The 26,786-nt window shown below is 71.0% G+C and carries 21 protein-coding genes and 1 pseudogene; 14 read left to right on the top strand and 8 right to left on the bottom strand.

What is annotated here, in order from left to right:
- Positions 1-128: 128 nt before the first annotated feature.
- Positions 129-260, bottom strand: a pseudogene (locus ACFPQ9_RS43910) (COG4315 family predicted lipoprotein); the annotation flags it as partial.
- Between the two features lie 320 nt (positions 261-580).
- Between ACFPQ9_RS43910 and ACFPQ9_RS43905 the strand changes: the two are divergent.
- From ACFPQ9_RS43905 to ACFPQ9_RS43880, 6 genes are all read left to right on the top strand, one after another.
- Positions 581-1,486 carry a TIGR03619 family F420-dependent LLM class oxidoreductase gene (locus ACFPQ9_RS43905; protein ID WP_380866088.1) on the top strand — a complete coding sequence of 302 codons (906 nt, stop codon included), beginning with the start codon at positions 581-583 and terminating at the stop codon, positions 1,484-1,486.
- 8 nt (positions 1,487-1,494) lie between these two features.
- Positions 1,495-2,265, top strand: coding sequence for an SDR family NAD(P)-dependent oxidoreductase (locus tag ACFPQ9_RS43900; protein ID WP_380865985.1), 771 nt, complete (start codon positions 1,495-1,497; stop codon positions 2,263-2,265).
- Positions 2,266-2,381: 116 nt separating this feature from the next.
- Positions 2,382-3,500: an LLM class flavin-dependent oxidoreductase gene (locus ACFPQ9_RS43895; protein WP_380865982.1), complete on the top strand. Its 1,119-nt coding sequence runs from the start codon at positions 2,382-2,384 to the stop codon at positions 3,498-3,500.
- Positions 3,501-3,603: 103 nt separating this feature from the next.
- Positions 3,604-5,334 (top strand): N-acyl-D-amino-acid deacylase family protein, encoded by a 1,731-nt coding sequence (locus tag ACFPQ9_RS43890; protein ID WP_380865980.1) that lies wholly within the window; start codon positions 3,604-3,606, stop codon positions 5,332-5,334.
- Positions 5,331-6,824 (top strand): aldehyde dehydrogenase family protein, encoded by a 1,494-nt coding sequence (locus tag ACFPQ9_RS43885; RefSeq protein WP_380865977.1) that lies wholly within the window; start codon positions 5,331-5,333, stop codon positions 6,822-6,824. Before ACFPQ9_RS43890 ends, ACFPQ9_RS43885 begins: the two co-directional genes overlap by 4 nt.
- A 62-nt stretch (positions 6,825-6,886) precedes the next feature.
- Positions 6,887-7,678: an alpha/beta fold hydrolase gene (locus ACFPQ9_RS43880; protein ID WP_380865974.1), complete on the top strand. Its 792-nt coding sequence runs from the start codon at positions 6,887-6,889 to the stop codon at positions 7,676-7,678.
- 29 nt (positions 7,679-7,707) lie between these two features.
- Here the strand turns inward: ACFPQ9_RS43880 and ACFPQ9_RS43875 are convergent, their stop codons facing one another.
- A complete protein-coding gene (locus tag ACFPQ9_RS43875) occupies positions 7,708-8,103 on the bottom strand; it encodes a nitroreductase/quinone reductase family protein (protein WP_380865971.1) in 396 nt (131 codons plus the stop codon).
- A 100-nt stretch (positions 8,104-8,203) separates the two neighbouring features.
- Between ACFPQ9_RS43875 and ACFPQ9_RS43870 the strand changes: the two genes are divergently transcribed.
- Positions 8,204-9,034: an endonuclease/exonuclease/phosphatase family protein gene (locus ACFPQ9_RS43870; protein WP_380865969.1), complete on the top strand. Its 831-nt coding sequence runs from the start codon at positions 8,204-8,206 to the stop codon at positions 9,032-9,034.
- Positions 9,035-9,061: 27 nt separating this feature from the next.
- Here ACFPQ9_RS43870 and ACFPQ9_RS43865 read toward each other — a convergent pair whose 3' ends face one another.
- Together ACFPQ9_RS43865 and ACFPQ9_RS43860 are read right to left on the bottom strand one after the other, a co-directional pair.
- Positions 9,062-9,637, bottom strand: a complete 576-nt coding sequence (locus tag ACFPQ9_RS43865; RefSeq protein ID WP_380865966.1) for an SMI1/KNR4 family protein — start codon at positions 9,635-9,637, stop codon at positions 9,062-9,064.
- A 60-nt stretch (positions 9,638-9,697) separates the two neighbouring features.
- Positions 9,698-11,218 carry a CehA/McbA family metallohydrolase gene (locus ACFPQ9_RS43860; RefSeq protein ID WP_380865963.1) on the bottom strand — a complete coding sequence of 507 codons (1,521 nt, stop codon included), beginning with the start codon at positions 11,216-11,218 and terminating at the stop codon, positions 9,698-9,700.
- 208 nt (positions 11,219-11,426) lie between these two features.
- On the opposite strand from ACFPQ9_RS43860, the gene ACFPQ9_RS43855 reads away from it, so the two are divergent.
- The 4 genes from ACFPQ9_RS43855 to ACFPQ9_RS43840 all read left to right on the top strand — a co-directional run bounded on the left by ACFPQ9_RS43855 (position 11,427) and on the right by ACFPQ9_RS43840 (position 16,891).
- The gene (locus ACFPQ9_RS43855) at positions 11,427-12,275 is read left to right on the top strand and encodes an LLM class F420-dependent oxidoreductase (RefSeq protein WP_380865960.1); all 849 of its coding nucleotides are present in this window, start codon (positions 11,427-11,429) and stop codon (positions 12,273-12,275) included.
- Positions 12,276-12,407: 132 nt separating this feature from the next.
- A complete protein-coding gene (locus ACFPQ9_RS43850) occupies positions 12,408-15,005 on the top strand; it encodes a bifunctional FO biosynthesis protein CofGH (protein WP_380865958.1) in 2,598 nt (865 codons plus the stop codon).
- An 88-nt stretch (positions 15,006-15,093) separates the two neighbouring features.
- Positions 15,094-15,645, top strand: coding sequence for a hypothetical protein (locus ACFPQ9_RS43845; protein ID WP_380865955.1), 552 nt, complete (start codon positions 15,094-15,096; stop codon positions 15,643-15,645).
- 82 nt (positions 15,646-15,727) lie between these two features.
- Positions 15,728-16,891: a DUF418 domain-containing protein gene (locus ACFPQ9_RS43840; RefSeq protein WP_380865952.1), complete on the top strand. Its 1,164-nt coding sequence runs from the start codon at positions 15,728-15,730 to the stop codon at positions 16,889-16,891.
- A 6-nt stretch (positions 16,892-16,897) separates the two neighbouring features.
- Here ACFPQ9_RS43840 and ACFPQ9_RS43835 read toward each other — a convergent pair whose 3' ends face one another.
- Positions 16,898-17,407, bottom strand: a complete 510-nt coding sequence (locus tag ACFPQ9_RS43835) for a DUF2165 domain-containing protein (RefSeq protein WP_380865950.1) — start codon at positions 17,405-17,407, stop codon at positions 16,898-16,900.
- 88 nt (positions 17,408-17,495) lie between these two features.
- Between ACFPQ9_RS43835 and ACFPQ9_RS43830 the strand changes: the two genes are divergently transcribed.
- The gene (locus ACFPQ9_RS43830) at positions 17,496-19,955 is read left to right on the top strand and encodes a tetratricopeptide repeat protein (RefSeq protein WP_380865948.1); all 2,460 of its coding nucleotides are present in this window, start codon (positions 17,496-17,498) and stop codon (positions 19,953-19,955) included.
- A 139-nt stretch (positions 19,956-20,094) separates the two neighbouring features.
- Positions 20,095-21,210 (top strand): ADP-ribosylglycohydrolase family protein, encoded by a 1,116-nt coding sequence (locus ACFPQ9_RS43825; protein ID WP_380865946.1) that lies wholly within the window; start codon positions 20,095-20,097, stop codon positions 21,208-21,210.
- A 73-nt stretch (positions 21,211-21,283) separates the two neighbouring features.
- Here the strand turns inward: ACFPQ9_RS43825 and ACFPQ9_RS43820 are convergent, their stop codons facing one another.
- Positions 21,284-22,852, bottom strand: coding sequence for a sodium:solute symporter family protein (locus tag ACFPQ9_RS43820; RefSeq protein WP_380865943.1), 1,569 nt, complete (start codon positions 22,850-22,852; stop codon positions 21,284-21,286).
- A gap of 161 nt (positions 22,853-23,013) precedes the next feature.
- On the bottom strand, positions 23,014-23,799 hold the full coding sequence (locus ACFPQ9_RS43815; RefSeq protein WP_380865940.1) for an SDR family oxidoreductase: 786 nt from the start codon (positions 23,797-23,799) through the stop codon (positions 23,014-23,016).
- 93 nt (positions 23,800-23,892) lie between these two features.
- On the opposite strand from ACFPQ9_RS43815, the gene ACFPQ9_RS43810 reads away from it, so the two are divergent.
- Entirely contained in the window at positions 23,893-24,732 is an 840-nt protein-coding gene (locus ACFPQ9_RS43810; RefSeq protein ID WP_380865937.1) for a hypothetical protein, read from the top strand.
- A gap of 31 nt (positions 24,733-24,763) precedes the next feature.
- On the opposite strand, the gene ACFPQ9_RS43805 is transcribed toward ACFPQ9_RS43810, so the two are convergent.
- Positions 24,764-26,620: an MFS transporter gene (locus ACFPQ9_RS43805; protein ID WP_380865934.1), complete on the bottom strand. Its 1,857-nt coding sequence runs from the start codon at positions 26,618-26,620 to the stop codon at positions 24,764-24,766.
- Positions 26,621-26,786 lie beyond the last annotated feature (166 nt).

The following is a 26,786-nucleotide window of genomic DNA, read 5'->3' as shown; positions in this document are numbered from 1 at the left end:
GGGGGGGGGGGGGGGGCCGCGGCTGATGGCTGCGCCGGGGCGGCGGCGCCACCGTCGCCCTGCTCCTGCTCCTGCTTCCCGGCCGCGGCGCCTGCCTTCCGCCCGTCCGGCGTCACGCCGAACCAGGTGCCGCCCACGCCCTGCCCGTTGGTGTCGCCGGGCTCGAGGTTCTCGCTGAAGCGATGGACCGGCCGGCCGCCGAGGGTGACCTGGAGGTTGCCGTCGTCGCGCTTGACGACGCCGACGTCGGACTCGTTCACGTCGTCCACGAAGATCTGGCCGCCCGGGGCGACCAGGGCGGCGGTGGCGCCCCCCAGTGCGGGCCGCCCCCGGGCCGCCCTCACCCGGTGACACCCCTGAGGCGCGAGCTGCGACACCCCCTGGTCAATCGCACGAAGATCGCGACAATCCAGGCGCCTCCGGGACGCCGTGAGCCGTACCGCGCCGGGATCGGCCCCACCCCTTGTCTGTTGCGCCGCCAGACCGGACGATGGCGCCCGAGCACGGATATGACGGATCGTCAGATCTAGGAGGGCGTGTGGCCATCCAAATCCCGCCGGACGGAAGGACGCTGTTCGGGATGCAGCTCCCCGTCCAGTCGCAGAGCACGATGTACGCGGAGGCGTGGGAGGCGGGCGCCGGACCCGACGACCTCGTGGCCCTCGCCCGCGCCGCCGACCGCGCCGGCTTCGACTACGTCGCCACCTGCGACCACGTCGCCATCCCGCGCCGTCTGGCCTCCGCGATGAGCACGGTCTGGTACGACCCGGTCGCCACCCTCGCCTTCCTCGCGGCGGCCACCGAGCGGATACGTCTGCTCAGCCATGTCGCGGTCGTCGGCCTGCGGCACCCCCTGCTGACCGCCAAGCAGTACGCCACCCTCGATCACCTCAGCGGCGGCCGGCTGATCCTCGGCGTCGGCGCCGGGCACGTACGCGAGGAGTTCGAGGTGCTCGGCGTCGACTTCGAGCGCCGCGGACCCGTACTCGACGAGTCGATCGACGCCCTGCGCGCCGCCCTCGGACCCGAGGAGTTCCCCGAACACCACGGCAAGCTCTTCGACTTCGAGGGACTCGGCCAGCTGCCCCGCCCCGCGCAGGAACGCGTCCCGCTCTGGGTCGGCGGATCGTCGCCCGCCGCCGTGCGCCGGGCCGCGCTGAAGGGCGACGGATGGCTGCCGCAGGGCGACCCGCGCGACCGGCTGCCCGCACAGATCGCGCGGATACGGCGGCTGCGGGAAGAGGCCGGGACAGAGGGGCCGTACACCGTCGGTGCGATCACCGAGCCGCTGTACGTCGGCACGCCCACCTGGGACGTCGGGCGCCGCACGCTCGCCGGGGCGCCGGACGCCCTCGCCGAGTCGCTGCGGGCATACCGCGCGATGGGCGTGGACCAGATCCAGGTGCGGTTCCGCAGCCGGGGCCGCGGCGAGCTCGTCGACCAGATCACCGCGTTCGGGGCCGAGGTCGCGCCCCGCCTCGACTAGGGAGAGTCATGGGCAAGCTGGACGGACGGACCGTCATCGTCACCGGGGCCGCGCGCGGACAGGGCGAGCGGGAGGCACGGCTGTTCGTGGCGGAGGGGGCGAGCGTGGTCGTCGCCGATGTGCTCGACGACCAGGCGGCGGCGCTGGCGAAGGAGCTGGGGGCGCTGCACGTCCACCTCGACGTCGGCAGCGAGGAGGACTGGCGCGCCGCGCTGACGGCGACCAAGGAGGCGTACGGCCGCGTCGACGGGCTCGTCAACAACGCCGGCATCCTGCGGTTCAACTCCCTCGTCGACACACCGCTCGATGAGTTCATGCAGGTCGTGCGGGTCAATCAGGTCGGCTGCTTCCTCGGTATGAAGACCGTGGCCCCGGAGATGGAGGACGGCGGCACGATCGTCAACACCGCCTCCTACACGGCCGTCACGGGCATGGCGGCCGTGGGCACCTACGCCGCGACCAAGCACGCCATCCTCGGTCTCACCCGCGTCGCCGCGCTGGAGCTGGCGCCGCGCGGCATCCGCGTCAACGCCATGTGCCCCGGCGCGATCGACACCGCCATGTCCAACCCGGCGCAGCTGGACCCCGATGCGGACGCGGAGGAGACGAGCCGGGCCCTGGACGGGCTGTACCGCAAGCTCGTGCCGCTCGGCCGGATCGGGAAGCCGGAGGAGGTGGCGCGACTGGCGCTGTTCCTGACGTCCGACGACTCCTCCTACATCACCGGGCAGCCGTTCGTGATCGACGGGGGGTGGCTGGCGGGGGTCAGCGTCATCTGACGCTGCGGGCGTATCTGACTGGTCATCAGGTATTGACCCTCCCTGCGGGTGGTGCCACAGTCGTTCAAAACTGACGGAGCGTCAGAAAACTTCGGAACCGGGGACGGTGAACCGCCTTGGAATTCGGGCTCTTTGTACAGGGATACGTGGGCAAACGCGCCGAGACCGATCCGCTCGCGGAGCACAAGGCGCTGATGGAGGAGACCGAGTACGTCATCCAGGCGGACAAGTCAGGCTTCAAGTACGCATGGGCCTCCGAGCACCACTTCCTGGAGGAGTACTCCCATCTCTCCGCCAACGACGTGTTCCTGGGGTACCTCGCGCACGCGACGGAGCGGATCCATCTGGGGTCCGGCATCTTCAACCCGCTGGCCCAGGTCAACCATCCGGTGAAGGTCGCCGAGAAGGTCGCGATGCTCGACCATCTGTCCCGCAACCGCTTCGAGTTCGGCAGCGGGCGGGGCGCCGGGTCGCACGAGATCCTGGGGTTCATACCGGGCGTGACCGATATGAACTACACCAAGGAGATCTGGGAAGAGACCATCGCCGAGTTCCCCAAGATGTGGCTCCAGGACGAGTACGTCGGCTTCCAGGGCAAGCACTGGCAGCTGCCGCCGCGCAAGGTCCTGCCGAAGCCGTACGGGAAGTCGCATCCGGCGATGTGGTACGCCGCCGGCTCGCCGCCCTCGTACGCGATGGCCGCGCGCAAGGGGCTCGGAGTCCTCGGCTTCAGCATCCAGAAGGTCTCCGACATGGAGTGGGTGCTGGAGCAGTACAAGACGGCGATCGTGAACGCCGAGCCGATCGGCGACTTCGTCAACGACAACGTCATGGTGACGACGACGGCCATCTGCGCGCCGACGCACGACGAGGCGATACAGATCGCGGTGAGCGGCGGGCTGCACTATCTGCCCTCGCTGGTGTTCCGGTACCACGACACCTTCCCGCGGCCCGAGGGTTTCCCGGTGTGGCCGGAGACGCTGCCCGAGTACACGCCGGAGTTCGTGGAGCTGCTCATCGAGGAGGAGCTGCTGATCTGCGGTGATCCGGACGAGGTGCTCACGCAGTGCAAGCGGTGGGAGCAGGCCGGGGCGGATCAGTTGAGCTTCGGGCTGCCGGTGGGAGTGCCGAAGGAGGAGACGTTGCAGACGATTCGGTTGATCGGGGAGCACGTGATTCCGAAGATCGACACGGATCCTGTGCACCGGACCACGCGGTTCCGGGGGGCTGTCTGAGGTCGTACGGCGGCTGCGGGTGTGTGGGGGCTGGTCGCGCAGTTCCCCGCGCCCCTGAAAAGACAGGTCGGTCACCGCAGCGCCTGCTGAGGAGGCAAGGCTCATGCTCGATCACCTCATCAAGGGGGCGACGATCGTCGACGGGACCGGCGCGCCCGGCTTCGTCGCCGACGTCGGCATACGAGACGGCCGTATCGCCGTCATAGGAACCGTCACAGAGGGACACCGCAGCAGCGAGGACGCCACCGGGCTCGTTCTCGCCCCCGGGTTCGTCGATCCGCATACGCATTACGACGCCCAGTTGTTCTGGGATCCGTATGCGACGCCGTCGCTGAACCACGGGGTGACCACCGTGGCCGGTGGGAACTGCGGGTTCACGCTGGCGCCGTTGAACCCGTCCCGGCCCGGGGACGCCGACTACACCCGGCGCATGATGTCCAAGGTCGAGGGCATGTCGCTGGTCGCGCTCGAAGAAGGGGCGCCCTGGAGCTGGAACTCCTTCGGGGAGTATCTGGACGCTCTCGAAGGGCGGATCGCGGTCAACGCGGGCTTCATGGTGGGGCACTGTGCGCTGAGGCGGTACGTCATGGGAGCCGACGCGGTCGGCGGGCAGCCCAGCGAGGAGCAACTGGCCGAGATCGTACGGCTGTTGCACGACGCCATGGGCGCCGGTGCCTGGGGGTTCTCCACCACCCAGTCGTCCACGCACTCCGACGGGGACGGAAAGCCGGTGGCCTCCCGGCATGCCGAGCCCGCGGAGCTGCTCGCCCTCTCCAAGGCCGTGGGGGAGCACGAGGGGACACAGATCGAGGCGATCGTCGCGGGCTGTCTGGATCAGTTCAGCGACGCCGAGATCGAGCTGTTCGCGGAGATGAGCGCCGTCGCCGGCCGGCCGCTGAACTGGAACGTGCTGACCATCGACTCGGCCGTGCCGGAGCGGGTGCCCCGGCAGTTGCTGGCGAGTGAACGGGCGCGCAAGGCCGGTGGCCGGGTCGTGGCGCTGACCATGCCGATCCTCACGCCGATGAACATGTCGCTGGGCACGTTCTGCGCGCTCAACCTGATCCCCGGATGGGGGCCGGTCCTGGGGCTGCCCGTGCCCGAGCGGATCGCCCGGCTGCGCGACCCCGAGGTGCGGGCGGAGCTGCTGCGGCACGCCTCGTCCAAGGAGGCCGGTGTCTTCCGGCGGCTGACCAACTTCGGGCGGTACGTCATCGGCGACACCTACAGCGACGCCAACCGCGGACTGACCGGCCGCGTCGTGGAGGACATCGCCCGCGAACGCGGCCAGGAACCCTTGCAGTGCATGGTGGAGATCTGCGCCGCCGACGACCTGCGTACGGTCCTGTGGCCGATGCCCACCGACAACGACCCCGCCTCCTGGGCGCTGCGCGCCGAGGCGTGGCAGCACGACGACGTCATGCTGGGCGGCTCGGACGCCGGAGCGCATCTGGACCGGATGTGCGGGGCGCCGTACACCACCCGCTTTCTCGGGGACTGTCTGCGCGGGCGGAAACTCGCGAGCCTGGAGCAGGCCGTGAAGATGCTGACCGACGATCCCGCACAGCTTTTCGGGTTGCGCGAACGCGGCCGGATCCAGGAGGGCTTCCATGCGGACCTGGTGCTCTTCGACCCGGAGCGGATCGACGCCGGCACGGCCACCCTGGTGCACGACCTGCCGGGCGACAGCCCGCGGCTGGACTCCAAGGCGATCGGGGTGCGGGCCGTGTGGGTCAACGGCGTCGAGGCGATCCGGGACGACGTGGTGAGCGGGGCCGTGCCGGGGCGGGTGCTGCGCTCGGGGCGGGACACCAGGACGGTGGCCACCAGGTGAGCCACGAAGGTGTCGACCGGCAGCGGTTGTTCGTCGGCGGGGCGTGGGTGGAGCCGGACGGCGGCCACTACCCCGTGATCGATCCGGCGACCGAGGACACCGTCGGAGGGGCTCCGGAGGCCTCGCGGGACCAGGTGCACGCGGCCTGCGCGGCGGCCCGCGGGGCCTTCGGGCCGTGGTCGCGCACCGCGCCGGAGGAGCGGGCGGCCGTGCTGGCACGGGCGGCGGACATCATCCACGGCCGTCTCGGGCCGTACGCCGAACTCGCGCAGGCCGAGACCGGAGCGACCACCGGGACCGCCCGCGGCATGCAGGTCGGTGTGGGGGCGGCCCGGTTCCGGCGTTACGCGCGCGTGGAGTCCGCCGAGTGGGCGATCGCGCCGCAGATCAACGAGGCGGGTGGGGGCACCTCCCACGCCCTTAAGGCAGTGGGGGCGGGGAGGGCCGGCGTGATGGGTGCGCTGGCCGTGCGGCAGCCCGTCGGGGTCGTCACCTGCATCACCTCCTACAACAACCCGTGGGCCAATCCGGCCGGCAAGATCGCGCCCGCGCTGGCCATGGGCAACACGGTGGTCGTGAAGCCGGCGCCGCAGGACCCGCTGTCCGTCTACCGGATGGCGGAGGCCCTGGAGGCGGCCGGGGTGCCGCCGGGTGTCGTGAACGTCGTCTCCGGCCGGTCCGCGGAGGTCGGCGAGGCGGCCGTGTCGTCCGGGGACGTCGACATGGTGAGCTTCACCGGCTCCACGGCGGTCGGGCGGCGTATCGCCGAGGCGTGCGGGCGGGACATGAAACGCCAGTTGATGGAGCTCGGCGGGAAGGGCGCGGCGGTCGTCTTCGACGACGCGGACCTCGGCTCGGCGGTCGCCGGGATCGGCACCACCTTCTCCTTCTACAGCGGGCAGATCTGTACGGCGCCGACGCGGGTGCTGGCGCAGCGGGGCGTGTACGGCCGGCTGGTCGAGCAACTGGCGGCGTACGCGGGCCGGTTGAAGGTGGGCGATCCGCGCGAGGCGGGCACCGTCGTCGGGCCGGTGATCTCGGCGGAGCACCGGGACCGGGTGGAGTCATACGTGGAGACGGGCCGCAAGGAGGGTGCGGTGGTGGTGGCGGGTGGTGAACGGCCGCCGTACGGCAAGGGCTTCTACGTCGCCCCCACCCTCCTCGCCGACTGCACCAACGACATGACGGTCGCCCGGGAGGAGATCTTCGGGCCGGTCGTGTGCGTGATCCCCTTCGACGACGAGGAGGAGGGCATCGCCCTCGCCAACGACTCGGAGTACGGCCTGATCGACTACGTCTGGTCCGGTGACGTCGCCCGCGCCTTCCGTGTCGCGCGGCGGCTGCGGGCCGGCGGGGTCGGCGTCAACACCGTCGGCCGCAACATGGAGGCACCGTTCGGGGGGTTCAAGCAGAGCGGGGTGGGACGGGACGTCGGGTCGTACGCCCTGCACGCCTACAGCGAGGTGCAGGCCATCGTGTGGCCGGGGTGAGCGCCGGGGATTGACCGGGCGGTGTCTGTCGCCGGGGCGGCAGGGCGGGCAGAGTCTGCCGTATGGGACACCTGGTGCAGGTCAAGGGCGGCGAGGTCTGGGCGGACGACACCGGTGCGGACGGGGCGGGGCCGCCCGTGGTCCTGCTGCACCCGGGCGTCGGGGACTCCCGGCTGTGGGAGCCCGTCCTGCCCGGCCTGGGGGCCGGACGCCACCGGGTGATCCGGTACGACGCCCGCGGCTTCGGCCGCTCCCCGGCACCCACGACCTCCTACGCCCAGGTGGACGACCTCCGCAGCGTCCTGGACCACTTCGAACTGCCCCGGGTGGTCCTGGCCGGCTCCAGCATGGGCGCCAGGGCCGCCATCGACCTGGCGCTGGACGACCCCGGCCGGGTGGCGGCCCTGGGCCTGTTCGTGCCGGGCGTCGCCGGATACGAGGGTCTCGAGGTGCCCGAGGTCACCGAGGAGATCGGCCGGCTGGCCACCGCCGGGGACATGGACGGACTGGTCGCGCTCGCGCTGCGGTTGTGGGGCGCGGCGGGCCCCGACCCCGACCCGGAGGCCGAGTCGGCGCTGCGGGCGGCGATCCCGGCCTGGTTCACGACGTACGGGCACGAGACGCCCGGCGCCCCCGCCTTCGACCGGCTGGGCGAACTCGACCTCCCCTGCACGCTCCTCCTCGGTGAGCGGGACCAGCCCGAGGTGATCCGCTGCAACGAGGCGATGGCCGCACGTATCCCCGGGTGCCGGCTGGTCCGGCACCCGGAGTGCGACCACTTCCCGACGCTGCGGGCGCCGCGGGACGTCGCACGCCTGGTGCGGGAGCTGTGCGAGCGGGCGGCGGCCGACTGACGGTGGCCGCCTGACCGGTGCCGCGGGTGTCAGCCGCCGAGATCCACCCGGACCGTCAGCAGGTTCGTCCCGAGGGCGCGGACGGCCGTGCTGTTGAAGCGGGGCAGGCGGCGCAGCCGGGCGACCGGGTCGTCGTCGGGCAGCAGATGGGCCGTGCCGGTGTGCCAGCGGCCCTTTATCCGCACCCGTACCCGTGGATCGGCCTTGATGTTGCGGATGTACTGGGACCGGTCGCCGAACTCCGAGACCAGCCAGAAGGAGTCACCGACCCGGCGGCCGCCCACCGGCGTCTGCCGGGGCAGGCCGGAGACCCGGCCGGTGGTCTCCAGGACCGTCTGGAGGGGAAGGCGGCGCAGCACCGGATTGCCGACATGGCGCTGGAAGCCGGTGGCGGCGCGGAACCTGAGCTCGGCGAGGCGGGACATGCCTGAGGGTCTCCTGTCTCCTGCTGGGTACCAGGGCACGACGGTCGAACTGTTGCTTCAATGGTGACTCACGCGGCATGACGAGAGCGGGTGGCTGCCGATGCGGGTCGTGACCTGGAACCTGTGGTGGCGCTTCGGGCCCTGGGAGGCACGGCAGAAGGCCATCCTCACCGAACTGCGTGAGCTGCGCCCCGACGTGGTGGGCCTGCAGGAGGTATGGGCGGCCGACGGCGAGAACCAGGCCGAGTGGCTGGCCGCCGAGCTCGGCATGTACTGGGCCTGGGCCCCCTCGCCCGCCCCGGACCGCTGGCGCCGGCGTATCGCCGACCCGAACGTCGACATCGGCAACGCCGTACTGAGCCGCTGGCCGGTGACCGACCGGCGCACCCTGCGTCTGCCCGCCCCGTCCGACGTCGACGACGGCCGCCTGGCCCTCTTCACCCGCATCGCCACCCCCGCCTACGACATCCCGTTCTTCACCACCCACCTGACGTCCGCCCTGCACGCCTCGGCCGTACGCTGCCGCCAGGTCACGGCCCTGGCCGAGTTCATCGCCGAGAACCGGGGCGACACGCCCTTTCCGACGATCGTCACCGGGGACTTCAACGCCTGGCCGGACTCCGACGAGATCCGTCTCTTCGGCGGCTACCGCACCGCCCCGGTCGTGCCCGGCCAGGTCTTCTTCGACGCCTGGCAGTACGCCGACCCGGGCGCCCCCGCCGACACCTGGGACCGCGCCAACCCCTATGTCGCGGCGGGCCTGGAGCCCGGCGTCCGCATCGACTACATCCACGTCGGCCCACCCGGCCTCGGCGGCCTCGGCCACGTACGCGCCGTCCACCGCGCCGGCGACGGCCCCGTCGACGGCACCTGGCCGTCCGACCACGCGGCGGTGGTCGCGGACCTCGGGGACACCGCTCCGACGGACTGAGGGCCGGTAGCAAGGCTCCTTCATGGGTCAGCCGGTGGCCCACTCCAGCATGCGCCCTTCGTGGACCGAGGGGCGGCGGTGCGCGGTCGGTAGCGGCAGCGACCCCTCCACCGCGTTGCACAGGTCAGTGAGCATGTGAGTCATGGACGGCCACAGCAGCAGGTACGCGGGATCGCCGAACGAGATCTCGCCGATCTCCCCTTCGTGGCCCGTGCGGTGGTCGACGAACAGCAGATCACCGGTGAGGCCCTGAGCGAAGGGAACCCACTGGGTGTGTGCTGTGCGCCCGACCACCTCTTCCTCGTAACCTTCCTCGACCGCTTCCTGCGCCATGGAGGAAAGGTTCTGATGCCATTCCTGGATTCCGTCGGTATCCAGAAGGCTGTACCCGAGAAGAAATGCGCCCGGCGCCATGCTGGACCTGCGTGGGGTGACACCATTGTGCTCCGCGAGAAGCAGCTTCAGATCAATGTGAAGCGGAAAGCCAATTCCGCTCTCCAGCCTGGAAATATCACCGTCCGACGCTCCTGGGCGGAGCGTGGAATAATCGCCCGGCGCGTTCTGTCGAAGCCACTCTTCAAATCGGTGCAACAGTTCCTGCATCCTGTCACCGTAGCAATCCGGAACTTCACTGCTCGTCCGAAGGCGGTGGATCTTCCGTGACTACGAGTGGCCCAGGAAGATCGGGTTCGTGAACGCCGCCAGTGCGCCCGGCAAGGGCCCCACCGCCGTCTCGTGGCGCAACTCCGCCCGTACGTAGGCCGCGTACGAGGGCGTCGTGCGCCACTCCACGACCCCGGACCCCGTCACCGGCAGGGGCGGGCCGGTGAACAGGACGCCCTGGTCGGTGACGAAGCGGACCGTGCAGCGGGGGGCGCCCGAGGCCTCCAGGCGGACCGTGACCGGGGTGTCGCGGTCGACCTTCAGCCGGCCGCCGATTCCGGCGTGTTCGCCCTTCGCACCGGACACGCCGAAGGTCAGTGAGACGTTCTTCGACTCGGCCACGTACGACCGGCCCGCCTTGATCCCCTCCTGGATCGCCTCGCGCGTCAGGTCGTCGGCGAGCACCACGGTCTGCGGGGTGCCGACCGGGTCGGGGTCGCGGTGGGCGTCGCTGTTGCCCATGGCCGGAATCCAGTCCCGGCCCTCCCGCACCGAGGCCACCAGCATGCTGTCCCAGTCCGCCAGGGTCACCTCGTCGTCCGGCGTGTAGGGGCCGTTCCACACCTCGACAGCGTCCGCCTCGCCGAAGCCGAACTTCCAGTTGCAGCCGACGCAGGTGGCGTGCGGGTGGGCGGGCACCACGAGGCCGCCGGCGCCCCGGATCTGGCGGGCGAAGCGGCCGAAGCGGTTGTCCCTGGCGCGGTAGCGCCAGTCGATGAAGGTGCCGGGGTCGGTGCCCAGCGCCACCACGTGGCCGTTCCGCGTCGTGACCTCCTCGCCCAGCATGATCAGGAGGTCGTCGCCCGCCACGTCCGCCCAGTGCGCGTGCGCCGAGTGCGTGTTGTGCTCCGAGCTGTTGATGAAGTCCAGGCCCGCCGCCCGTGCCAGCGCCGCGATCTCGGCGGGCGTACGGCGGCCGTCGGAGTACCAGGAGTGGAGGTGGCAGTCTCCGCGATACCAGGCACGGCCCCGGCCCTTCGCCCGGCCCGGCGGGTACGTCGGGTCCACGGTCTCACCGGGCTCGCCGTACGTCAGCGTGATCGTGATCTCGTACGGCAGTCCCTGCGGCGCCACCGTGTAGGGGCCCAGCGCGATGTGCCACGTGCCCGCGCGCACCGGGCCCGGGACGTACCCCGGTGTCGCCTCGTCGGCCCGGATGAAGAACTCCGTGCGCGCCCCGCCCGACCAGCCCCTGAAGCCACGGCCGCCGAGCTCCGTGCCGCGCTGGTCGAAGATGCCGATGTCGAGGGCGTTGCCCGGGGTGCCGGCCGGGACGGACGGCTTCTCGTAGGTGTAGGAGACCTTGATCTCCCGTACCCCGGACGGCACTTCGACCGGCAGGTACACGAAGTCGGGGGACCCGGGCGGCAGGGTGCCCCGCACCGTGCGGGTCTCCGCGTCCTGGGTGTCGTCGGCGCCTGAAGCGAAGGTCACGCTTCCCAACGTAAGCGCGGCCGCCGCACCCGTCACGAACAATGCGCGTCTTCCCAGTCCCGCGCCGTCATGGTGGTCCTCGCACATGCTGCTGCTCCCCAGGTCGTCGTCGTGGGTGACAGGGCGTGGTGGTGCAGGGGTGGTGCGTGCAACCCTCGTATTCAGCCGTGAACTTCCGGGCAAGGGAAGGGAATCGTCAGCCGATCGGCAGCTGACGAAGCCGTCCGGGGAGGGGCTGATTTAGGCCGACCGGTCGGTATGGACATTGCCGTCTCCGCGCGGTACAGATGCACCCATGCGTATCTCCGCCACGATCTTCCTCACCGACGAGACCATCACCCCGACCCGGCTCGCCCGTGAGCTGGAGCAGCGGGGGTTCGCCGGGCTGTACCTGCCCGAGCACACCCACATCCCCGTCGACCGGACCACGCCGTACCCGGCCGGCGGCGAGTTGCCGCCCGAGTACGGCCGCACCCTCGACCCCTTCGTCGCCCTCGGCCAGGCCGCCGCCGTCACCGAACGGCTCGGTCTCGGTACCGGCATCACCCTGGTCGCCCAGCACGACCCGATCGACCTGGCCAAGCAGATCGCGACCCTGGACCATCTGTCCGGCGGGCGCTTCACCCTCGGCCTGGGCTTCGGCTGGAACGTGGAGGAGGCCGCCGACCACGGCGTCGAGTGGGCCACGCGACGCGATCTCGTCCGCGACCGGATGGCCCTGATGCGGGCCCTGTGGACCGACGAACCGGTCGCATACGAGGGGGAGTTCGGGTCGGTAAGCGCCAGTTTCGCCTATCCCAAACCCGTACAGAAGCCTCGCGCTCCGAAGGTCAACGGCCCCCGCACGCTCATCGGGGGAGCGGCCGGGCCGAAGCTGTTCGCGCACATCAGCGAGTACGCCGACGGGTGGATGCCGATCGGCGGGCGAGGATTGTCCGAAAGTCTCCCCCGGTTACGAACCGTCTGGACCGACGCCGGCCGGGACACGGACGCGCTCCAGGTCGTGCCCTACGCCGTGTATCCCAGCCCCGGAAAGCTCGCACACTATGCCGAGTTGGGCATCGAGGAGGTCGTGGTACAGCTGCCTCCGGCGGGAGAGGCGGAGGTTCTGCGGGTGTTGGACGAGTATGCCGAGTACCTCTAGAGGGGGCGGGCGGGCAGCCGACCCAGGGGCGCGGGAACTGCGCGACCAGCCACAACGTACCCGCACCCGGCAATACACAGCACCACCCCGAACCCTCCCCGGCCCCGCAAATCTCGAACGTATGCTCAAAGAATGACGACTCCCGCGACCCCCGGAACCGGCCCGAATCCCGGCCCCACCGAGAACTCCACGCGTCGCGCCCTCAAACGCGCCCGGGACGGCGTCGCACTCGACGTCTCCGAGGCGGCCGTACTCCTCCAGGCCCGCGGTGAGGCCCTCGACGACCTCGCCGCGTCCGCCGCCCGGGTGCGTGACGCGGGCCTGGAGGCCGCCGGCCGCCCCGGCGTGATCACGTACTCGAAGAGCGTCTTCATCCCCCTCACCCGGCTGTGCCGGGACAAGTGCCACTACTGCACCTTCGTCACCGTCCCCGGCAAGCTGCGCCGCGCGGGCCACGGGATGTTCATGTCCCCCGACGAGGTCCTCGACATCGCCCGCAAGGGCGCGGCCCTCGGCTGCAAGGAAGCCCTCATCACCCTCGGCGACAAGCCGGAGGACCGCTGGCCGGAGGCCAGGGAGTGGCTCGACGCGCACGGTTACGACGACACCATCGCCTACGTCCGCGCCATCTCCATCCGCATCCTGGAGGAGACCGGCCTGCTCCCGCACCTCAACCCGGGTGTCATGACGTGGACCGACTTCCAGCGCCTCAAGCCCGTCGCCCCGTCGATGGGGATGATGCTGGAGACGACCGCGACCCGGCTGTGGTCCGAGCCCGGCGGCCCCCACCACGGCTCCCCGGACAAGGAACCGGCCGTCCGGCTGCGGGTCCTGGAGGACGCGGGCCGTTCCTCGGTCCCCTTCACCTCCGGGATCCTCATCGGCATCGGCGAGACGTACGAGGAGCGCGCCGAGTCCCTCTTCGCGCTGCGCCGGATCGCCCGGTCGTACCACGGCATCCAGGAACTGATCATCCAGAACTTCCGCGCCAAGCCCGACACCGCGATGCGCGGCATGCCGGACGCCGAACTGGACGAACTGGTCGCGGCGGTCGCGGTGGCCCGGCTCATCATGGGCCCGGCCGGCAACATCCAGGCCCCGCCCAACCTCGTCGAGGGCGAGTACGCCCGCCTGATCGCCGCCGGCATCGACGACTGGGGCGGCGTCTCCCCGCTCACCATCGACCACGTCAACCCCGAACGCCCCTGGCCGCAGATCGAGGAACTGACCCGGCAGTCGGCGGACGCCGGCTTCGAGCTGCGGGAACGGCTTTGTGTCTACCCCGAGTTCGTGCAGCGCGGCGAGCCCTGGATGGACCCCCGGCTGCTGCCGCACGTACGGGCGCTCGCCGACCCGGGGACCGGCCTCGCCCGCCCCGACGCCGTGGTCGAGGGCCACCCGTGGCAGGAGCCCGAGGAGGCGTTCGTCTCCTCCGGCCGTACCGACCTGCACGCCACCATCGACACCGAGGGCCGCACGTCCGACCGCCGCGACGACTTCGACGAGGTGTACGGCGACTGGGGCGCCCTGCGCGAGGCCGCCGCCCCCGGTATGACGCCCGAGCGCATCGACACCGACGTCCGCCAGGCGCTGCGGGTCGCCGCCGACGACCCGACCCGGCTGACCGACGACGAGGCGCTGGCGCTCCTGCATGCGGACGGCCCGGCGCTGGACGCGCTGTGCCAGGTGGCCGACGACGTCCGCACATCAGCGGTCGGCGACGACGTGACGTACATCGTCACGCGGAACATCAACTTCACCAACGTCTGCTACACGGGCTGCCGCTTCTGCGCCTTCGCACAGCGCAGGACCGACGCCGACGCCTACACCCTCTCCCTGGACCAGGTCGCCGACCGCGCCCAGCAGGCGTGGGAGGTGGGCGCGGTCGAGGTCTGCATGCAGGGCGGCATCCACCCGGACCTGCCCGGGACGGCGTACTTCGACATCGCCAGGGCCGTGAAGGAGCGCGTGCCCGGAATGCATGTGCACGCCTTCTCGCCGATGGAGGTCGTCAACGGCGCCACCCGCACCGGGATGTCGATCAGGGAGTGGCTGAGCGCCGCGAAGGAGGCCGGCCTGGACTCCATCCCCGGCACCGCCGCCGAGATCCTCGACGACGAGGTCCGCTGGATCCTGACCAAGGGCAAGCTGCCGACGGCGACCTGGATCGAGGTGATCACCACCGCGCACGAGCTCGGCATCCGCTCCAGCTCGACGATGATGTACGGCCATGTGGACCAGCCCCGCCACTGGCTCGGCCACCTGCGCACCCTGGCCGGCATCCAGCAACGCACCGGCGGCTTCACGGAGTTCGTGACCCTGCCGTTCATCCACACCAACGCGCCGGTCTATCTGGCGGGCATCGCGCGTCCGGGCCCCACGATCCGCGACAACCGCGCGGTCACCGCCATGGCCCGGCTACTGCTGCACCCGTACATCCCCAACATCCAGACCAGCTGGGTCAAGCTGGGCACCGAGGGCGCGGCGGAGATGCTCCGCTCCGGGGCGAACGACCTCGGCGGCACGCTGATGGAGGAGACGATCTCGCGGATGGCGGGTTCGTCGTACGGCTCCTACAAGTCGGTACGCGACCTGGTGGCCGTCGCCGAGGCGGCCGGCCGGCCGGCGAAGCCGCGTACGACCCTGTACGGCGAGGTGTCCGAGGAGCGGCAGCGGGCGGCGGCCGCCTCGGACGGGCATCTGCCCGAGCTGCTGCCGGTGCTGGACTGAGGAAGAGCCCACCGCGGGGGTCGGTACGATGATCCGACCCCCGCTGGAGGGGTTCCATAGCTTTCCTTAGCTGAGGAGATGCGTGCCCGTGCCTGCTCCCAAGGTCTGGGTGACCGGTCTGACGGTGGGAGCGATAGCCGCCGTCACCGCCCTCGCCGTGCAGGCAGAGAAGGGGCCGCACCCGACGGCCGCGAAGGCCCGCCCGAGCGCTTCGGCGCCGTCGGGCGCGAGCCCCGCACCGACGAAGTCCCCCGGTGAGGTGGTCGTGCCCGACGGCTCGGGCACGGGACGCCGGGTCGTCTACTCCCTCGGGAAGAAGCGGGTCTGGCTGGTCGACGCGAGCGACGCGTCCCGCCGTACGTTCGCCGTGTGGCCGGGCACGGTGAGCCCGGACCCCGGCACCTACGCGGTCTCGTCCCGCAGCATGGCCACCACCGGCTCGGACGGTGTGCAGATCGAGAACATCATCTACTTCACCGCCAAGTCCGGCGTCTCCATCGCCTTCTCCAACGCCGTCGACGGCTCCTCGCCCCCGCCCGCCGGGGACAAGCAGACCGGCGGTATCCGGATGCGCGCGGCCGACGGCGCGGCGCTGTGGAAGTTCGGCGAGGCGGGTACGTCGGTGGTCGTGGTGAAGTAGCCGTCCGCTGCATCCTTCGATGTACGGCAGGTTCCCCTTCGCTCATGACGATCCGGGGAGATACCGCCGAGACGATGAAGGCATGACGCACACGGACGCGCGAGTCACACAGACACCGCAGGCCCCGCCCGCCGGACGCCGGCTTCCCCTCCTCGACGTGCTGCGCGGTGTGGCCATCCTGGGCACCCTCATGACCAACGTATGGATCTTCACCGGTCCGGGCGCGGAATGGGGAGCCCTGGAGTCCGGGATGGCCACGGGGCCCGTCGAGGGCACCTTCGGCGTGCTGGCGAACGGCAAGTTCCTGTCGCTGCTGACGATCCTGTTCGGGGTCGGCCTCGCCATCCAGTACGCCTCCGCGCAGCGGCGCGGACAGCCGTGGCCGGGGCGCTACCGGTGGCGTGCGCTGTTCCTGTTCGCCGAGGGCACCGTGCACTTCGTGCTGGTCTTCGCCTGGGACGTACTGATGGGGTACGCGGTCACCGCGCTGCTCGTCGCACGGCTGCTGACCCGCTCGGAGCGGGCCCAGCGGCGGGTGATGTGGTGGGCGGCGGGCCTCCATCTGACGCTGATGGGCCTGCTGACCGCGGCGATCGCGGCGGCCGACGACGGCAGCGGCGGCGGCACGGTCTCCCGGGACGTCGTGGACCTGTACGCACACGGCGGCTACCTGGACCAGGTGGCCTTCCGCCTGGAGAACGCGCTCGCGCTGCGCATGGAACCGGTGCTGACCTTCTTCCTCCTGCTCTTCCTGTTCCTGCTGGGCGTACGGCTGTTCCGGGCGGGCGCGTTCGGCGCGGACGAGACGGGACGCCGGCTGCGCTCCCGGCTCCTGGCGTGGGGAATCGGCCTCGGGCTGCCCCTCAACGTGGCGGCGACGCTGGCCGGCCCCGACCTGTTCCTGCTGGCCCGCTACGGCGCGGCCCCGCTGCTGGCCCTCGGCTACATCGGCCTGATCGGAGCCGTGGTGGACCGGGTACGGCGGCCGGGCCCGCTGCTGACGGGCCTGACCTCCGTCGGCCGGACCGCGCTGTCCGGCTACGTCCTGCAGAACGTGCTGTGCGTGCTCATCTCCTACGGCATCGGGCTGGGCCTCGCGGAGCGGTTCGCGGACTCGGGCCCGTGGTGGGTCGTGGCACTGTGGGCCACGGTCTGCGCGGTCCTCATGGTGGGCTCCACGCTGTGGCTGCGGCGGTTCTCCGCAGGGCCCCTGGAATCGGTCCAGAAGTGGGCCCTGCGTCGCTGATCCGGGTCAGGCGTCGGTCTGCTGCGCCGACCCGAACGGCAGATGGTTGACGATCAGCACGACCCCGCTGAGCAGGAACACCCGCGTCGCCGCGTCCAGCCCGTTCCAGTCCCCGGACTGCCACATCGCGAACCACTCACCGCCGATCGCGATGAACCCGGCGCCGAACAGGAGCATCAGCATCAGCAGGCCGTACGTGGCGAAACGGCGGGCCCGCCGGTCCTCACGGCGGAACCACAGCCAGCTGCCGTATATGAGCACCAGGGCGGCGAGGGTCTCCCAGACGATGATCGCGACGTACGCCGCGTCCTGAAGTCCCTTGCTGGTGACGGCTCTCCACATCAGGTCGTCGTCCTTGAACGTCGTGTCCATGGCGAGGACATGCCGCACGAACTGCTGGTTCGTCCCGAAGTCGGTGATGTTCCCGAAGGCGACGAGAGCGATGTAGAGGGCGGCCGTCGCGGTCAGGAGAGCGGCCGCGAGGTGGAGGGAGGGGCGTGGGGGTGTGGATGACATGCTGGTCATCTTCCCTGTGGGGCACCTGTGTTCCCTAGGCATTGAGCCAGAATGGTGGCCTGCGGAGCACCGGACGAGGGGACCACGCATGGGGCAGGCGCGGCCGTCGATGCAGGAGCTGATCGGACGTCGCAAGCGAGCCGGTTTCGTCGGACGCAGCGACGAACGGGCCGCGTTCCGGAGGAACTTCGACTTCGCGCCGGACGACGAGCGGCATCGGTTCCTGTTCCATGTGCACGGCAACGCCGGGGTCGGGAAGACGTTCCTGATCCGGGAGTTGGAGCAGCTCTCCCGCGACCGGGGCGCCCTCACCGCGTTCGTGGACGAGAGCGTCGGCAGCGTGACCGAGGCCCTGGCGGCGATCAGCCGCCAATTCGCCGCCCAGGGACACAAGTTCAAGGAACTGGAGCGACTGCTCACCACCCACCGGGATCGGCGCCACGAGGCAGAGGCGGCGACCGCCGCCCTGCTCGAACCGGAGCCGCGGGAGCCGTCCGGCGGCAGTATGGCGGTGGCCCGGGCAGGTCTGGCCGGACTGGCGTTGGTGCCGGGCGTGGGCCCCTTCGCCGGCGCGCTCGACGCGGCGCAGCTCGCCCACGGCGCCGATCGCCTGCGCGCGGGACTCAGCGCACGCTTCCGCAGCCAGGAGGACGTACAACTCGTCCTGGCACCGGATCGCGTACTGACCCCGGTGCTGCTCGGCGAGCTGGCCGACGCCGCGTCGGAGGCGCCCTGGATCGTCCTGTTCTTCGACACGTACGAAAGGACCGGGCTGTTTCTCGACGGCTGGTTGCACCAGGCCATGACGACCGAGCGGTACGGCGCCTTCCCCGCCAACGCCGTCGTGGTCACGGCCGGGCAGCTCCCCCTCGCCCACGCACGCTGGGGCGGCCTGACGGAATTCGTGACGGAGGTACCGCTCGGGCCCTTCACGGAGACGGAGGCGCGACGTCTGCTCGCGGACAAGGGCGTGCACGACGAGCCCGTCGTCGCCGAGGTGCTGCGCCTGACCGGAGGACTCCCGGTGCTCGTCTCCACCCTTGCCGAGACCCGGCTCGCGGATCCGGCGGACGTCGGGGATCCGAGCGGCACGGCCGTCGAGCGGTTCCTGAAGTGGGAGCAGGATCCGGTGCGCAGAGCCGCCGCACTGGCCTGCGCCCTGCCCCGGACGCTGGACGCGGATGTGTTCCGGGCCGTGGTCGAGTGTCCGGAGGAGGAGCGCGACGGGCTGTACGCGTGGCTGAAGAGGATGCCCTTCGTCAGCGAGCGCGGGGACCGGATGCAGTATCACGACCTCGTACGCGCGCCGATGCTGAGGCTGCAACGCCGGCAGTCGCCCCGAGGGTGGGCCCGGCACCACACGCGGATCGCGGAGACGTTCGCGTCGTGGCGGGAGCAGGCCGAAGCCGATCTGGAGCCCGGCGAGTTCTGGAACGAGGAGGACTGGCGCGAACTGCGGCTCGTCGAGTCGTACCACCTCCTGTGCGCACGGCCTCGTGCCGCCCTGCCAGGGGTCCTGGCGGACCTCGTCACCGCGTGTGACCACGGCGAGGACGTCCTGCGGCGGTGGGTGCAGCTCCTTGCCGAGGCCGGCGAGGACGCGGACGCCGAGGTGATCCGGACGTGGGCGGACGGCCTGGTGGAGGCACTTGCGGAGAGCGGGGCGGAGACAGTACTGCGGCTGCTCCTTGAGCGTGCCCGCGGCCCTGAGGAGTGGCGGGCGAGGGCATGGGCCGCGCGGGGCGACGCGCTGGCCAGGGGCGGCGAGCAGGAGCGAGCGGTGAAGGCCTACGACCGGGCCCTCGATCTCGATCCCGAGCTGGTGTCCGCGTACCGGGGCAAGGTGCAGGCCCGCAGCGCGCTCGGCGACTACCGGGGCGCCCTCGACGACCTCCGCCGGGTTCTCGAACTGGAGCCGGACAACCCGTACAACGTGTTCCTGCGCGGCGAGCACCAACGGATCCTGGGCCGCTACGACGAGGCGATCCAGGACCTGGACAGAGGCATCCGGCTCGACCCGAACCAGGAATTCGCCTGGGCCTCCCGGGGCGCCGCCCGCCTCAGCCGAGGAGAGCTCGACGAGGCCCTCACGGATCTGAACCGCGCCCTCGAACTGAAGCCGGACTACGCCTGGGCGCTGGCCCGTCGGGCCCGTCTGTGGCGCGCCCGCGGAGACCGTGCCGGACAGCTGGCCGACCTCGACCGGGCCCTGGCCCTGCAACCCGACTGGGCCTGGGGCCGCTGCGAGCGCGGTGACGCACTGCGCGTCGCCGGCCGTGACGAGGAGGCCCTCGTCGACTACGACCGGGCCCTGGCCCTGGACCCCGAGTACGCCTCGGCGTACGCGAGCCGTGGCGCCTCCCGGTCCAAGCTCGGCCGCCACGAGGAGGCGCTGGCCGACCTCGACCGCGCTGTGGAACTCAATCCCTCCTACGTGTGGGCCCTGGAGCGGCGGGCGACCGTGCACCGGCGACTCGGCGCGGACGACCGGGCGGCGGCGGACGAACGCCTCGCGGCCCGTCTGTCCCTGCCCACGACGGAGCCGTGATCGTCCCTGGCTGAAACTGGCCAGTCAGCTTCATTTCGGTCACATTCCACATTCCGATCCGCCCCCTGAACCGACCGTCCCCGGTCGATTACAGTGGCGAACTGTCGTACGGACGGAACGCTGTCACGGGGAGGTCTGGATGAGTGCGACCGCCGGCGCCGTCTGGGGCCGTACCGAGCAGCAGGACTTCCGCAGCCGGGTCCGCGGCACGCTGCTCGGCGTCGCCGTCGGGGACGCCCTGGGCGCGCCCGTCGACGGGCTGGGGCTGGAGGAGATCCGGGAACAGCACGGCGCCGAGGGCATCGTCGACCTGGGGTTCGGGTACGGGCGGCGCGGCGCCGTGAGCCATCTCACGCAGCTGACCCTGTTCTCGGTCGACGGGCTGATAAGGGCCCAGGTCAGACGGGACACCGGCGCCTGGCATCCGCCCACCGACGTACACCGGGCGTATCTGCGCTGGGCCGCCACACAGCGGGACTGGGGCCCCGACGAGCGCCGCAAGGACGACGGCTGGCTGGCGCGCGAGGAGTGGCTCTACGCCCGCCGCGACCCCACCCGCGCCCTGCTGATCGGCCTCGGCGACGAGACCATGGGCACGTTGGAGGCACCGAAGAACTCCACCGAGCTCGGGCCCGAGGCCGTCGCCCGTTCCGCACCCTTCGGGCTGCTCGTCGGCTGGGAGCCGCAGCTCGTCGTCCAGCTCGCCGTGGAGTGCGCGACCCAGACCCACGGCCACCCGATCGCTTATCTGTCGGCCGGTGCGTACGCCGTGATCGTGCATGGCCTGGCCTGCGGGGAGAGCCTCGACGGGGCCGTACAGCGGGCGCTCGCGCTGCTCGCCGTGCGGCCCGGTCACGAGCCCGTGTCGGACGCCCTGCAGCACGCGCTCGGCGCCGTACGGCAGGGCATGCCCACCCCGGCGCGGGTGGAGGAGCTGGCCGCCGACGGTTCGGCGGACGGGCTGCTCGCGGCGGCCGTGTACTGCGCCCTGGTCGGTGAGGACGTCCGCCACGGCCTCTGCCTCGCCGTGAACCACGACGGCCCCTCCGCCGCCGCGGCCGCCCTCACCGGTGGCCTGCTGGGCGCCCTGCACGGTGAGACCGCCCTGCCCCCGGCCTGGCTGGCCGAGCTGGAGGGCCGCCCCACGATCCTCGAACTCGCCGACGACTTCGCCATGGAGATGACCCAGGGCCCGGCCCTGCACGGCCCGGCCGGGTCGTCGCCGGGGTGGCTGGCCAGGTATCCGCGGGCCTGAGCGGACGGCGAAAGGCGGCCACCCGCTGTGCGAGTGACCGCCTGTGCGCGTTTCCGCTCTTCCTTGCTGGTGCTCAGTCCTTCGCGCGGACCGCGTCCTCCATCGGGTCCGCCGGCGCGGGCACCGCGGCCGCCGCGGCCCCGTCGTCGTCCGTGTTGATGCGCTCGACGACGGCGAGCCGCTCCGGGGTGTCCTCCGGCTTGATGAAGCCGACGACGATGTACAGGACCAGCGAGACCGCCAGCGGGATGGAGACCTGGTACTGCAGCGGCACCCCGCCCTCGATCTGCCAGCTGATCGGGTAGTTGACCAGCCAGAAGGCGAGCAGACCCATCGACCAGCTGGTGAGCGCGGCGGTCGGGCCGGAGCGGCGGAAGGGGCGCAGCAGGCCCAGCATCATCGGAATGGCGATCGGGCCCATGAGACCGGCGACCCACTTGATCACGACGGTGATGATGTCCTTGAAGGTGGGGGAGTTGACCTGGGTCGCCACCGCCATCGACAGACCGAGGAAGACGACCGTGGTCACCCGCGCGGCGATCAGCCCGGACCGCTCACCCCACGCCCGCGCCTGCTTCGACAGCACCGGCGCCACGTCCCGGGTGAACACGGCCGCGATCGCGTTGGCGTCGGAGGAGCACATGGCCATCGTGTGCGAGAAGAAGCCGACGATGACCAGGCCCAACAGTCCGTGCGGCAGCAGCTGTTCGGTCATCAGGCCGTAGGAGTCCGAGCCGTCCGGCTTCTGCGACTCGACCAGCAGCGGAGACATCCACATCGGGAAGAACAGCACCACGGGCCAGACCAGCCACAGGACCGCCGAGAGGCGCGCCGACCGCTCGGCCTCCCGCGGGGTGGCCGTGGCCATGTACCGCTGGGCCTGGTTGAGCATGCCGCCGTTGTACTCGAAGAGCTTGATGAAGAGGAAGGCGAGCAGGAAGACCGTTCCGTACGGTCCGACCAGCGGTTCACCGTGGCCCTGGAGCTCCGGCCGGTCCCAGGCGTCGAGGAAGCCGATGCCCTTGTCGTTCAGCTCCATGATGACCGCGATGAACATCGCGACACCTGCCAGCAACTGGATGACGAACTGGCCGAGTTCGGTCAGCGCGTCCGCCCACAGTCCGCCGATGGTGCAGTAGATGGCCGTGATGGTGCCGGTGATGAGGATGCCCTGGTTGAGGGACACACCCGTGAACACCGACAGCAGGGTGGCGATCGCGGCCCACTTCGCGCCCACGTCCACGATCTTCAGCAGCATGCCGGACCAGGCCAGCGCCTGCTGGGTCTTGAGGTCGTAGCGGTTCTTGAGGTACTCCAGCGGGGAGGCCACATGCAGCCGTGAGCGCAGCCGGTTGATGCGCGGCGCGAACAGCTTCGAACCGATGGCGATGCCCAGCGCGATGGGGAAGGACCAGGTGACGAAGGACGTGACGCCGTAGGTGTAGGCGATGCCCGCGTACCCGGTGAACATCACCGCGCTGTATCCGGACATGTGATGCGAGATGCCCGACAGCCACCACGGCATCTTCCCGCCCGCGGTGAAGAAGTCGCTGACGTTGTCCACGCGCTTGTGCGACCAGACGCCGATCGCCACCATCACGCCGAAGTAGCCGATGAGCACGGCCCAGTCGAGACTGTTCATGGGACCCCTTCCCCGGGTTCCGTCCTGTGAACGGCTCGCCCATGGTGGGTGCGGTGGCGAGGGCACGACAAGCGCACGTAAGGTCAACAGACAGTAAAATCGTTCTGCTTGGTGACCTGCGTTCACAGGCTTGAACAGCTACGAACGGTCGAAACCGTACCTCAGCGCATCAACTCCCCCGCATTCACCAGCAGCGACTGCCCGGTGATCGCCCGCGCCAGGTCAGACGCGAGGAACACCGCCGCGTTCGCCACATCGCCGTCCGTGGCCAGGTCCGGCAGCGCCATCCGCCCGGTCAGCCGCTTCAGTACGTCCTCCTCCGGCGCCCCCTCCGTCTGTGCGGTGAACCGGACGAACGCCTGCACCGGCGGCCCCCACATCCAGCCCGGCAGCACGGTGTTGACCCGGATGCGGTGCGGGCCCAGCTCCCGGGCGAGCGAGTACATGGCGCTGGTGAGCGCCCCCTTGGAGGCGGCGTAGGCGGCCTGGCTCACCTGCGACGGGGCGGCCACGGCGGACTGGGTGCCGATGAACACCACCGAGCCGCCGCCCTCCTTCAGTGCCGGCAGACAGGCCCGGGTCATCCGCAGCGAGCCCAGCAGATTGACGTCGATCACCGACTGCCAGGTGGTGAAGTCGGCATCCTCCAGGCCGCCGAAGTAGGAGTCCCAGGCCGCGACATGGACCACGGCTTCGATCCCCCCGAACCGCTCCCGGCCCAGCGCCGCCAGCGCCTCGCACTGCCCTTCGTCGGTGATGTCGGTCGCCCGGTACGCCGTGTGCGCCCCGCCCGGGTCGATCTCGGCGGCGCTCTTCGCGAGGTTCGCCTCCGTACGCGCCCCGAGCACGGCGTTCCCGCCGTCCCGTACGACCGCAGCCGCGACCTGGTGACCCAGGCCGGCGCCCACTCCCGAGACGACGACGGTCTTGCCGGTGAGCAGTGACATCGAGACCTCCCTGACTCTGGCGCATTATCTGACGGGGCGTCAGAGTATGGGCGTCCGAGGGAGGACGGAAGCCACCGGAAGGAAGGGAACGGCATGAGCGAGGACACCCGCAGCGAGGTGTACGCCGAACTGGCCGCCGTCGGCCCGTACGGAGTCCGCCCCGGCCACGCCCTGATCACCATGGTCGAACCGCACCCGGGCCATGAGTACGCCTACAACCGCTGGTACGAGGACGACCACTACTACGCCGGCGCGATGGCGATGCCCTGGATGTTCGCCGGCCGCCGCTGGGTGGCGACCCGGGACCTCCAGCTGCTGCGCTACCCGGAGAAGTCGGCGATAGCCCAGCCGGTCACCGCCGGCTGCTACATCTCCACGTACTGGATCACCGCCGGCCGCTACGCCGACCACATGCGCTGGACCGTCGGCATCAACAAGCGCCTCAACCGGGACGCCCGCGTCTACCAGGACCGCACCCACGTCTTCACCGCGTTCCAGGACCACGAGGCGACGGTGTACCGCGACGGCGCGGCCGGCCCCCGCGACTTCCACGCCCTCGACCACCCCTACGCGGGCCTGGTCGTCCAGGTCGTCGACGCCGCCTCGCCCGAGCAGCGCGCCGAACTGCTTCAGTGGCTGCGCGCCCGGCACCTCCCCAAGCGCCTGGCGGGCTCCCCGGCCGCGCTGGTGACGGTCTTCCGGCCCACGCCACTGCCGCTGGACCGTATGTCGTACGTCAAGCAGGTCGAGGGCGTCGACACCCGGCTGACCCTGCTGTGGTTCCTGGAGGCGGACCCGAGGCAGTGCTGGGAGCCCACCTTCACGGGCCTGGACACGGCGGTGGAGGAGACGGGGCTGGGGCGGGTGGAACTGGTGGCGCCGTTCGTCCCGACGGTGCCCGGGACGGACCGGTACGTGGCCGAGCTGCGCTGATCGACGCAGGCCGGCGGCCCGGCCACGCCCCTCAGCGCAGCTCCTCCGGACAGGGCGTCCCCCGCGAGAACGTGTACGGCGCCGCCAGCCGGTACACGCCCGCCCGCGGAGCGACCAGCGTCGTCCACTTGTCGCCGAGCGCGTCCTCCTCCGTCTCCGCCAGACAGCCGTTGACGTTGTCGTACGACTTCGGCAGGTCGTCGGGGCGGTCCTCGGACTCCTTCGTCTCCTGCGGCGGGTCGAGCTTCTTGCCGTCGGCGTCGACGAGGCCCAGCCAGGGCGAGTACGGGATACGGATCAGGATGCGGCCCGGCTTGCTCACCCGCATCGTCATCTCGCCCTGCTCGGCCCGCTCGACCACGGCGTTCGGCTCCGCGAGCGGCGCCGGGGCGGTCACCTCGAACAGCTGCCAGTTGGCGTCGCCCCACACCTGCTTCAGATACGGCATGCCGCGCTGCACCAGCTCCCGCTCACGCTCCGCCCCCGAGGCGTCCGGCTCGTCCTTGGGCAGGACCACGAAGTGCACGGCCCAGCGCTGGAGCCACTCGCGGTAGTTCGCGGAGTTGAGGGTGTCGTCGTAGAAGAGCGGGTTGCGCTCCATGTCGGCCTGGCGGTTCCAGCCGCGGGCCAGGTTGACGTACGGCGCCAGCGCGGAGGCCTCCCGGTGGGAGCGGGCCGGGACCACCTCGACGCGGCCCTTCTCTGCGCCGACCTCCTGGAGCTCGTTGACGAGCGGTGCCAGCTCGCGCGCCCAGGACGCGGCCGGGGCGGCGTGAATGATGTCGTCGACCGTCTTGTAGCCGATCCAGCCGACGAAGGTGAGCAGGGCCAGCACGCTCGCGTACCACTTGCGCGACCGGGGCACCGTGTAGGGCAGCGCGGCCACCAGGGCCGTCCCGGCGAACAGCATCGCCAGGCGCGTGATGTTGGAGCCGATCTGCGAGCTGACCACCCAGACGAGGACGACCGAGAGGCCGTAGACCGCGGACACCAGCCGGACCGTCTTCCAGTCCTCGGGCACGATCACGAAGGTGACGACGGCGCACAGCAGCGGCAGGAGCACCGAACCGATCACCATCGGCTGGGTGCCGGAGAAGGGGAACAGCCAGGCCGACACCGCGACCACCGCCGTCGGCGCGATGCCCAGCGCCCAGGCGCCCGGCCGGCGCTTCTGCAGGAACAGCGCCACCGCCACGAAGCCGACGAACAGCCCCGCGACCGGCGAGGCCATCGTGGCGAGCGCGGCCAGCGGGGCCGCGCACAGCGCCTTCGCCCAGCGCTTGTAGCGCCAGCGGTAGGGCCAGCAGAACACGACGGCGACCGCGCCCAGCGCGAACATCGTGCCCAGGCCGAAGGTCACCCGTCCGGAGATCGCGTTGGCGATCAGCCCGAACACCCCGGCGAACGCGGCCCACAGCGGATTGCGCACCGACCGGCTGCGCAGCAGGACGAGCGTCAGCAGGCCCGCGGAGAGGGTCCCCGCGATCATCATCGTCGTACGGACGCCGAGGACCGACATCAGATACGGCGACACCACGCTGTAGGACACCGGGTGCATCCCGCCGTACCAGGCCAGGTTGTAGGCCGAGTCGGGGTGCCGGCCGACGAACTCGGCCCAGGCGTCCTGGGCCGCGAGATCGCCGCCGCTGTTCGCGAACGTGAAGAACCAGATGATGTGGAGCAGCCCGGCCAGGGTCGTGACCGACAGCACCGGGTGACGCAGCAGACGCTCACGCAGGGCGGCGACGGCGGCGGTCAGCCGCGACGGAGGTCTCTCCTCCGGACGGCTCTGACCCTCTCCCGTGCGTGGCGCGGGTACGCGTATTCGCGGACCGGCTCCCCGTCCCGGATCGGCGTCGTCGGCGCGTGTCGGCTCCGCAGTGGCCACGTCTGAGGCACTCCCCGTGCTGTCCCGTCTTCTGTTCTGGCCGCGTCCCGTTTCCCGCGTGTTGTCGGCCCAGACCCTGAAGGTTCTCCGGTCGCGCCTTGTGAGCGACGACCTGCCCGTTTCGTGACGCTAGCACGCAGCCCGCCGACGAGCGCCGTCGGCGGGC

The organism is Streptomyces coerulescens, assembly GCF_042657965.1.
Lineage (GTDB): Bacteria > Actinomycetota > Actinomycetes > Streptomycetales > Streptomycetaceae > Streptomyces > Streptomyces coerulescens.
This window is presented reverse-complemented; position numbering and strand designations above follow the sequence as displayed.

What these genes read in the sequence shown, in the direction of transcription:
- ACFPQ9_RS43905 (WP_380866088.1), top strand. Translation starts at nt 581, where the DNA reads ATGCAGCTCCCCGTCCAGTCGCAGAGCACGATGTACGCGGAGGCGTGG.
- ACFPQ9_RS43900 (WP_380865985.1), top strand. Translation starts at nt 1,495, where the DNA reads ATGGGCAAGCTGGACGGACGGACCGTCATCGTCACCGGGGCCGCGCGC.
- ACFPQ9_RS43890 (WP_380865980.1), top strand. Translation starts at nt 3,604, where the DNA reads ATGCTCGATCACCTCATCAAGGGGGCGACGATCGTCGACGGGACCGGC.
- ACFPQ9_RS43880 (WP_380865974.1), top strand. Translation starts at nt 6,887, where the DNA reads ATGGGACACCTGGTGCAGGTCAAGGGCGGCGAGGTCTGGGCGGACGAC.
- ACFPQ9_RS43875 (WP_380865971.1), bottom strand. Translation starts at nt 8,103, where the DNA reads ATGTCCCGCCTCGCCGAGCTCAGGTTCCGCGCCGCCACCGGCTTCCAG.
- ACFPQ9_RS43870 (WP_380865969.1), top strand. Translation starts at nt 8,204, where the DNA reads ATGCGGGTCGTGACCTGGAACCTGTGGTGGCGCTTCGGGCCCTGGGAG.
- ACFPQ9_RS43865 (WP_380865966.1), bottom strand. Translation starts at nt 9,637, where the DNA reads ATGCAGGAACTGTTGCACCGATTTGAAGAGTGGCTTCGACAGAACGCG.
- ACFPQ9_RS43860 (WP_380865963.1), bottom strand. Translation starts at nt 11,218, where the DNA reads ATGTGCGAGGACCACCATGACGGCGCGGGACTGGGAAGACGCGCATTG.
- ACFPQ9_RS43855 (WP_380865960.1), top strand. Translation starts at nt 11,427, where the DNA reads ATGCGTATCTCCGCCACGATCTTCCTCACCGACGAGACCATCACCCCG.
- ACFPQ9_RS43850 (WP_380865958.1), top strand. Translation starts at nt 12,408, where the DNA reads ATGACGACTCCCGCGACCCCCGGAACCGGCCCGAATCCCGGCCCCACC.
- ACFPQ9_RS43840 (WP_380865952.1), top strand. Translation starts at nt 15,728, where the DNA reads ATGACGCACACGGACGCGCGAGTCACACAGACACCGCAGGCCCCGCCC.
- ACFPQ9_RS43835 (WP_380865950.1), bottom strand. Translation starts at nt 17,407, where the DNA reads ATGTCATCCACACCCCCACGCCCCTCCCTCCACCTCGCGGCCGCTCTC.
- ACFPQ9_RS43830 (WP_380865948.1), top strand. Translation starts at nt 17,496, where the DNA reads ATGGGGCAGGCGCGGCCGTCGATGCAGGAGCTGATCGGACGTCGCAAG.
- ACFPQ9_RS43825 (WP_380865946.1), top strand. Translation starts at nt 20,095, where the DNA reads ATGAGTGCGACCGCCGGCGCCGTCTGGGGCCGTACCGAGCAGCAGGAC.
- ACFPQ9_RS43820 (WP_380865943.1), bottom strand. Translation starts at nt 22,852, where the DNA reads ATGAACAGTCTCGACTGGGCCGTGCTCATCGGCTACTTCGGCGTGATG.
- ACFPQ9_RS43815 (WP_380865940.1), bottom strand. Translation starts at nt 23,799, where the DNA reads ATGTCACTGCTCACCGGCAAGACCGTCGTCGTCTCGGGAGTGGGCGCC.
- ACFPQ9_RS43810 (WP_380865937.1), top strand. Translation starts at nt 23,893, where the DNA reads ATGAGCGAGGACACCCGCAGCGAGGTGTACGCCGAACTGGCCGCCGTC.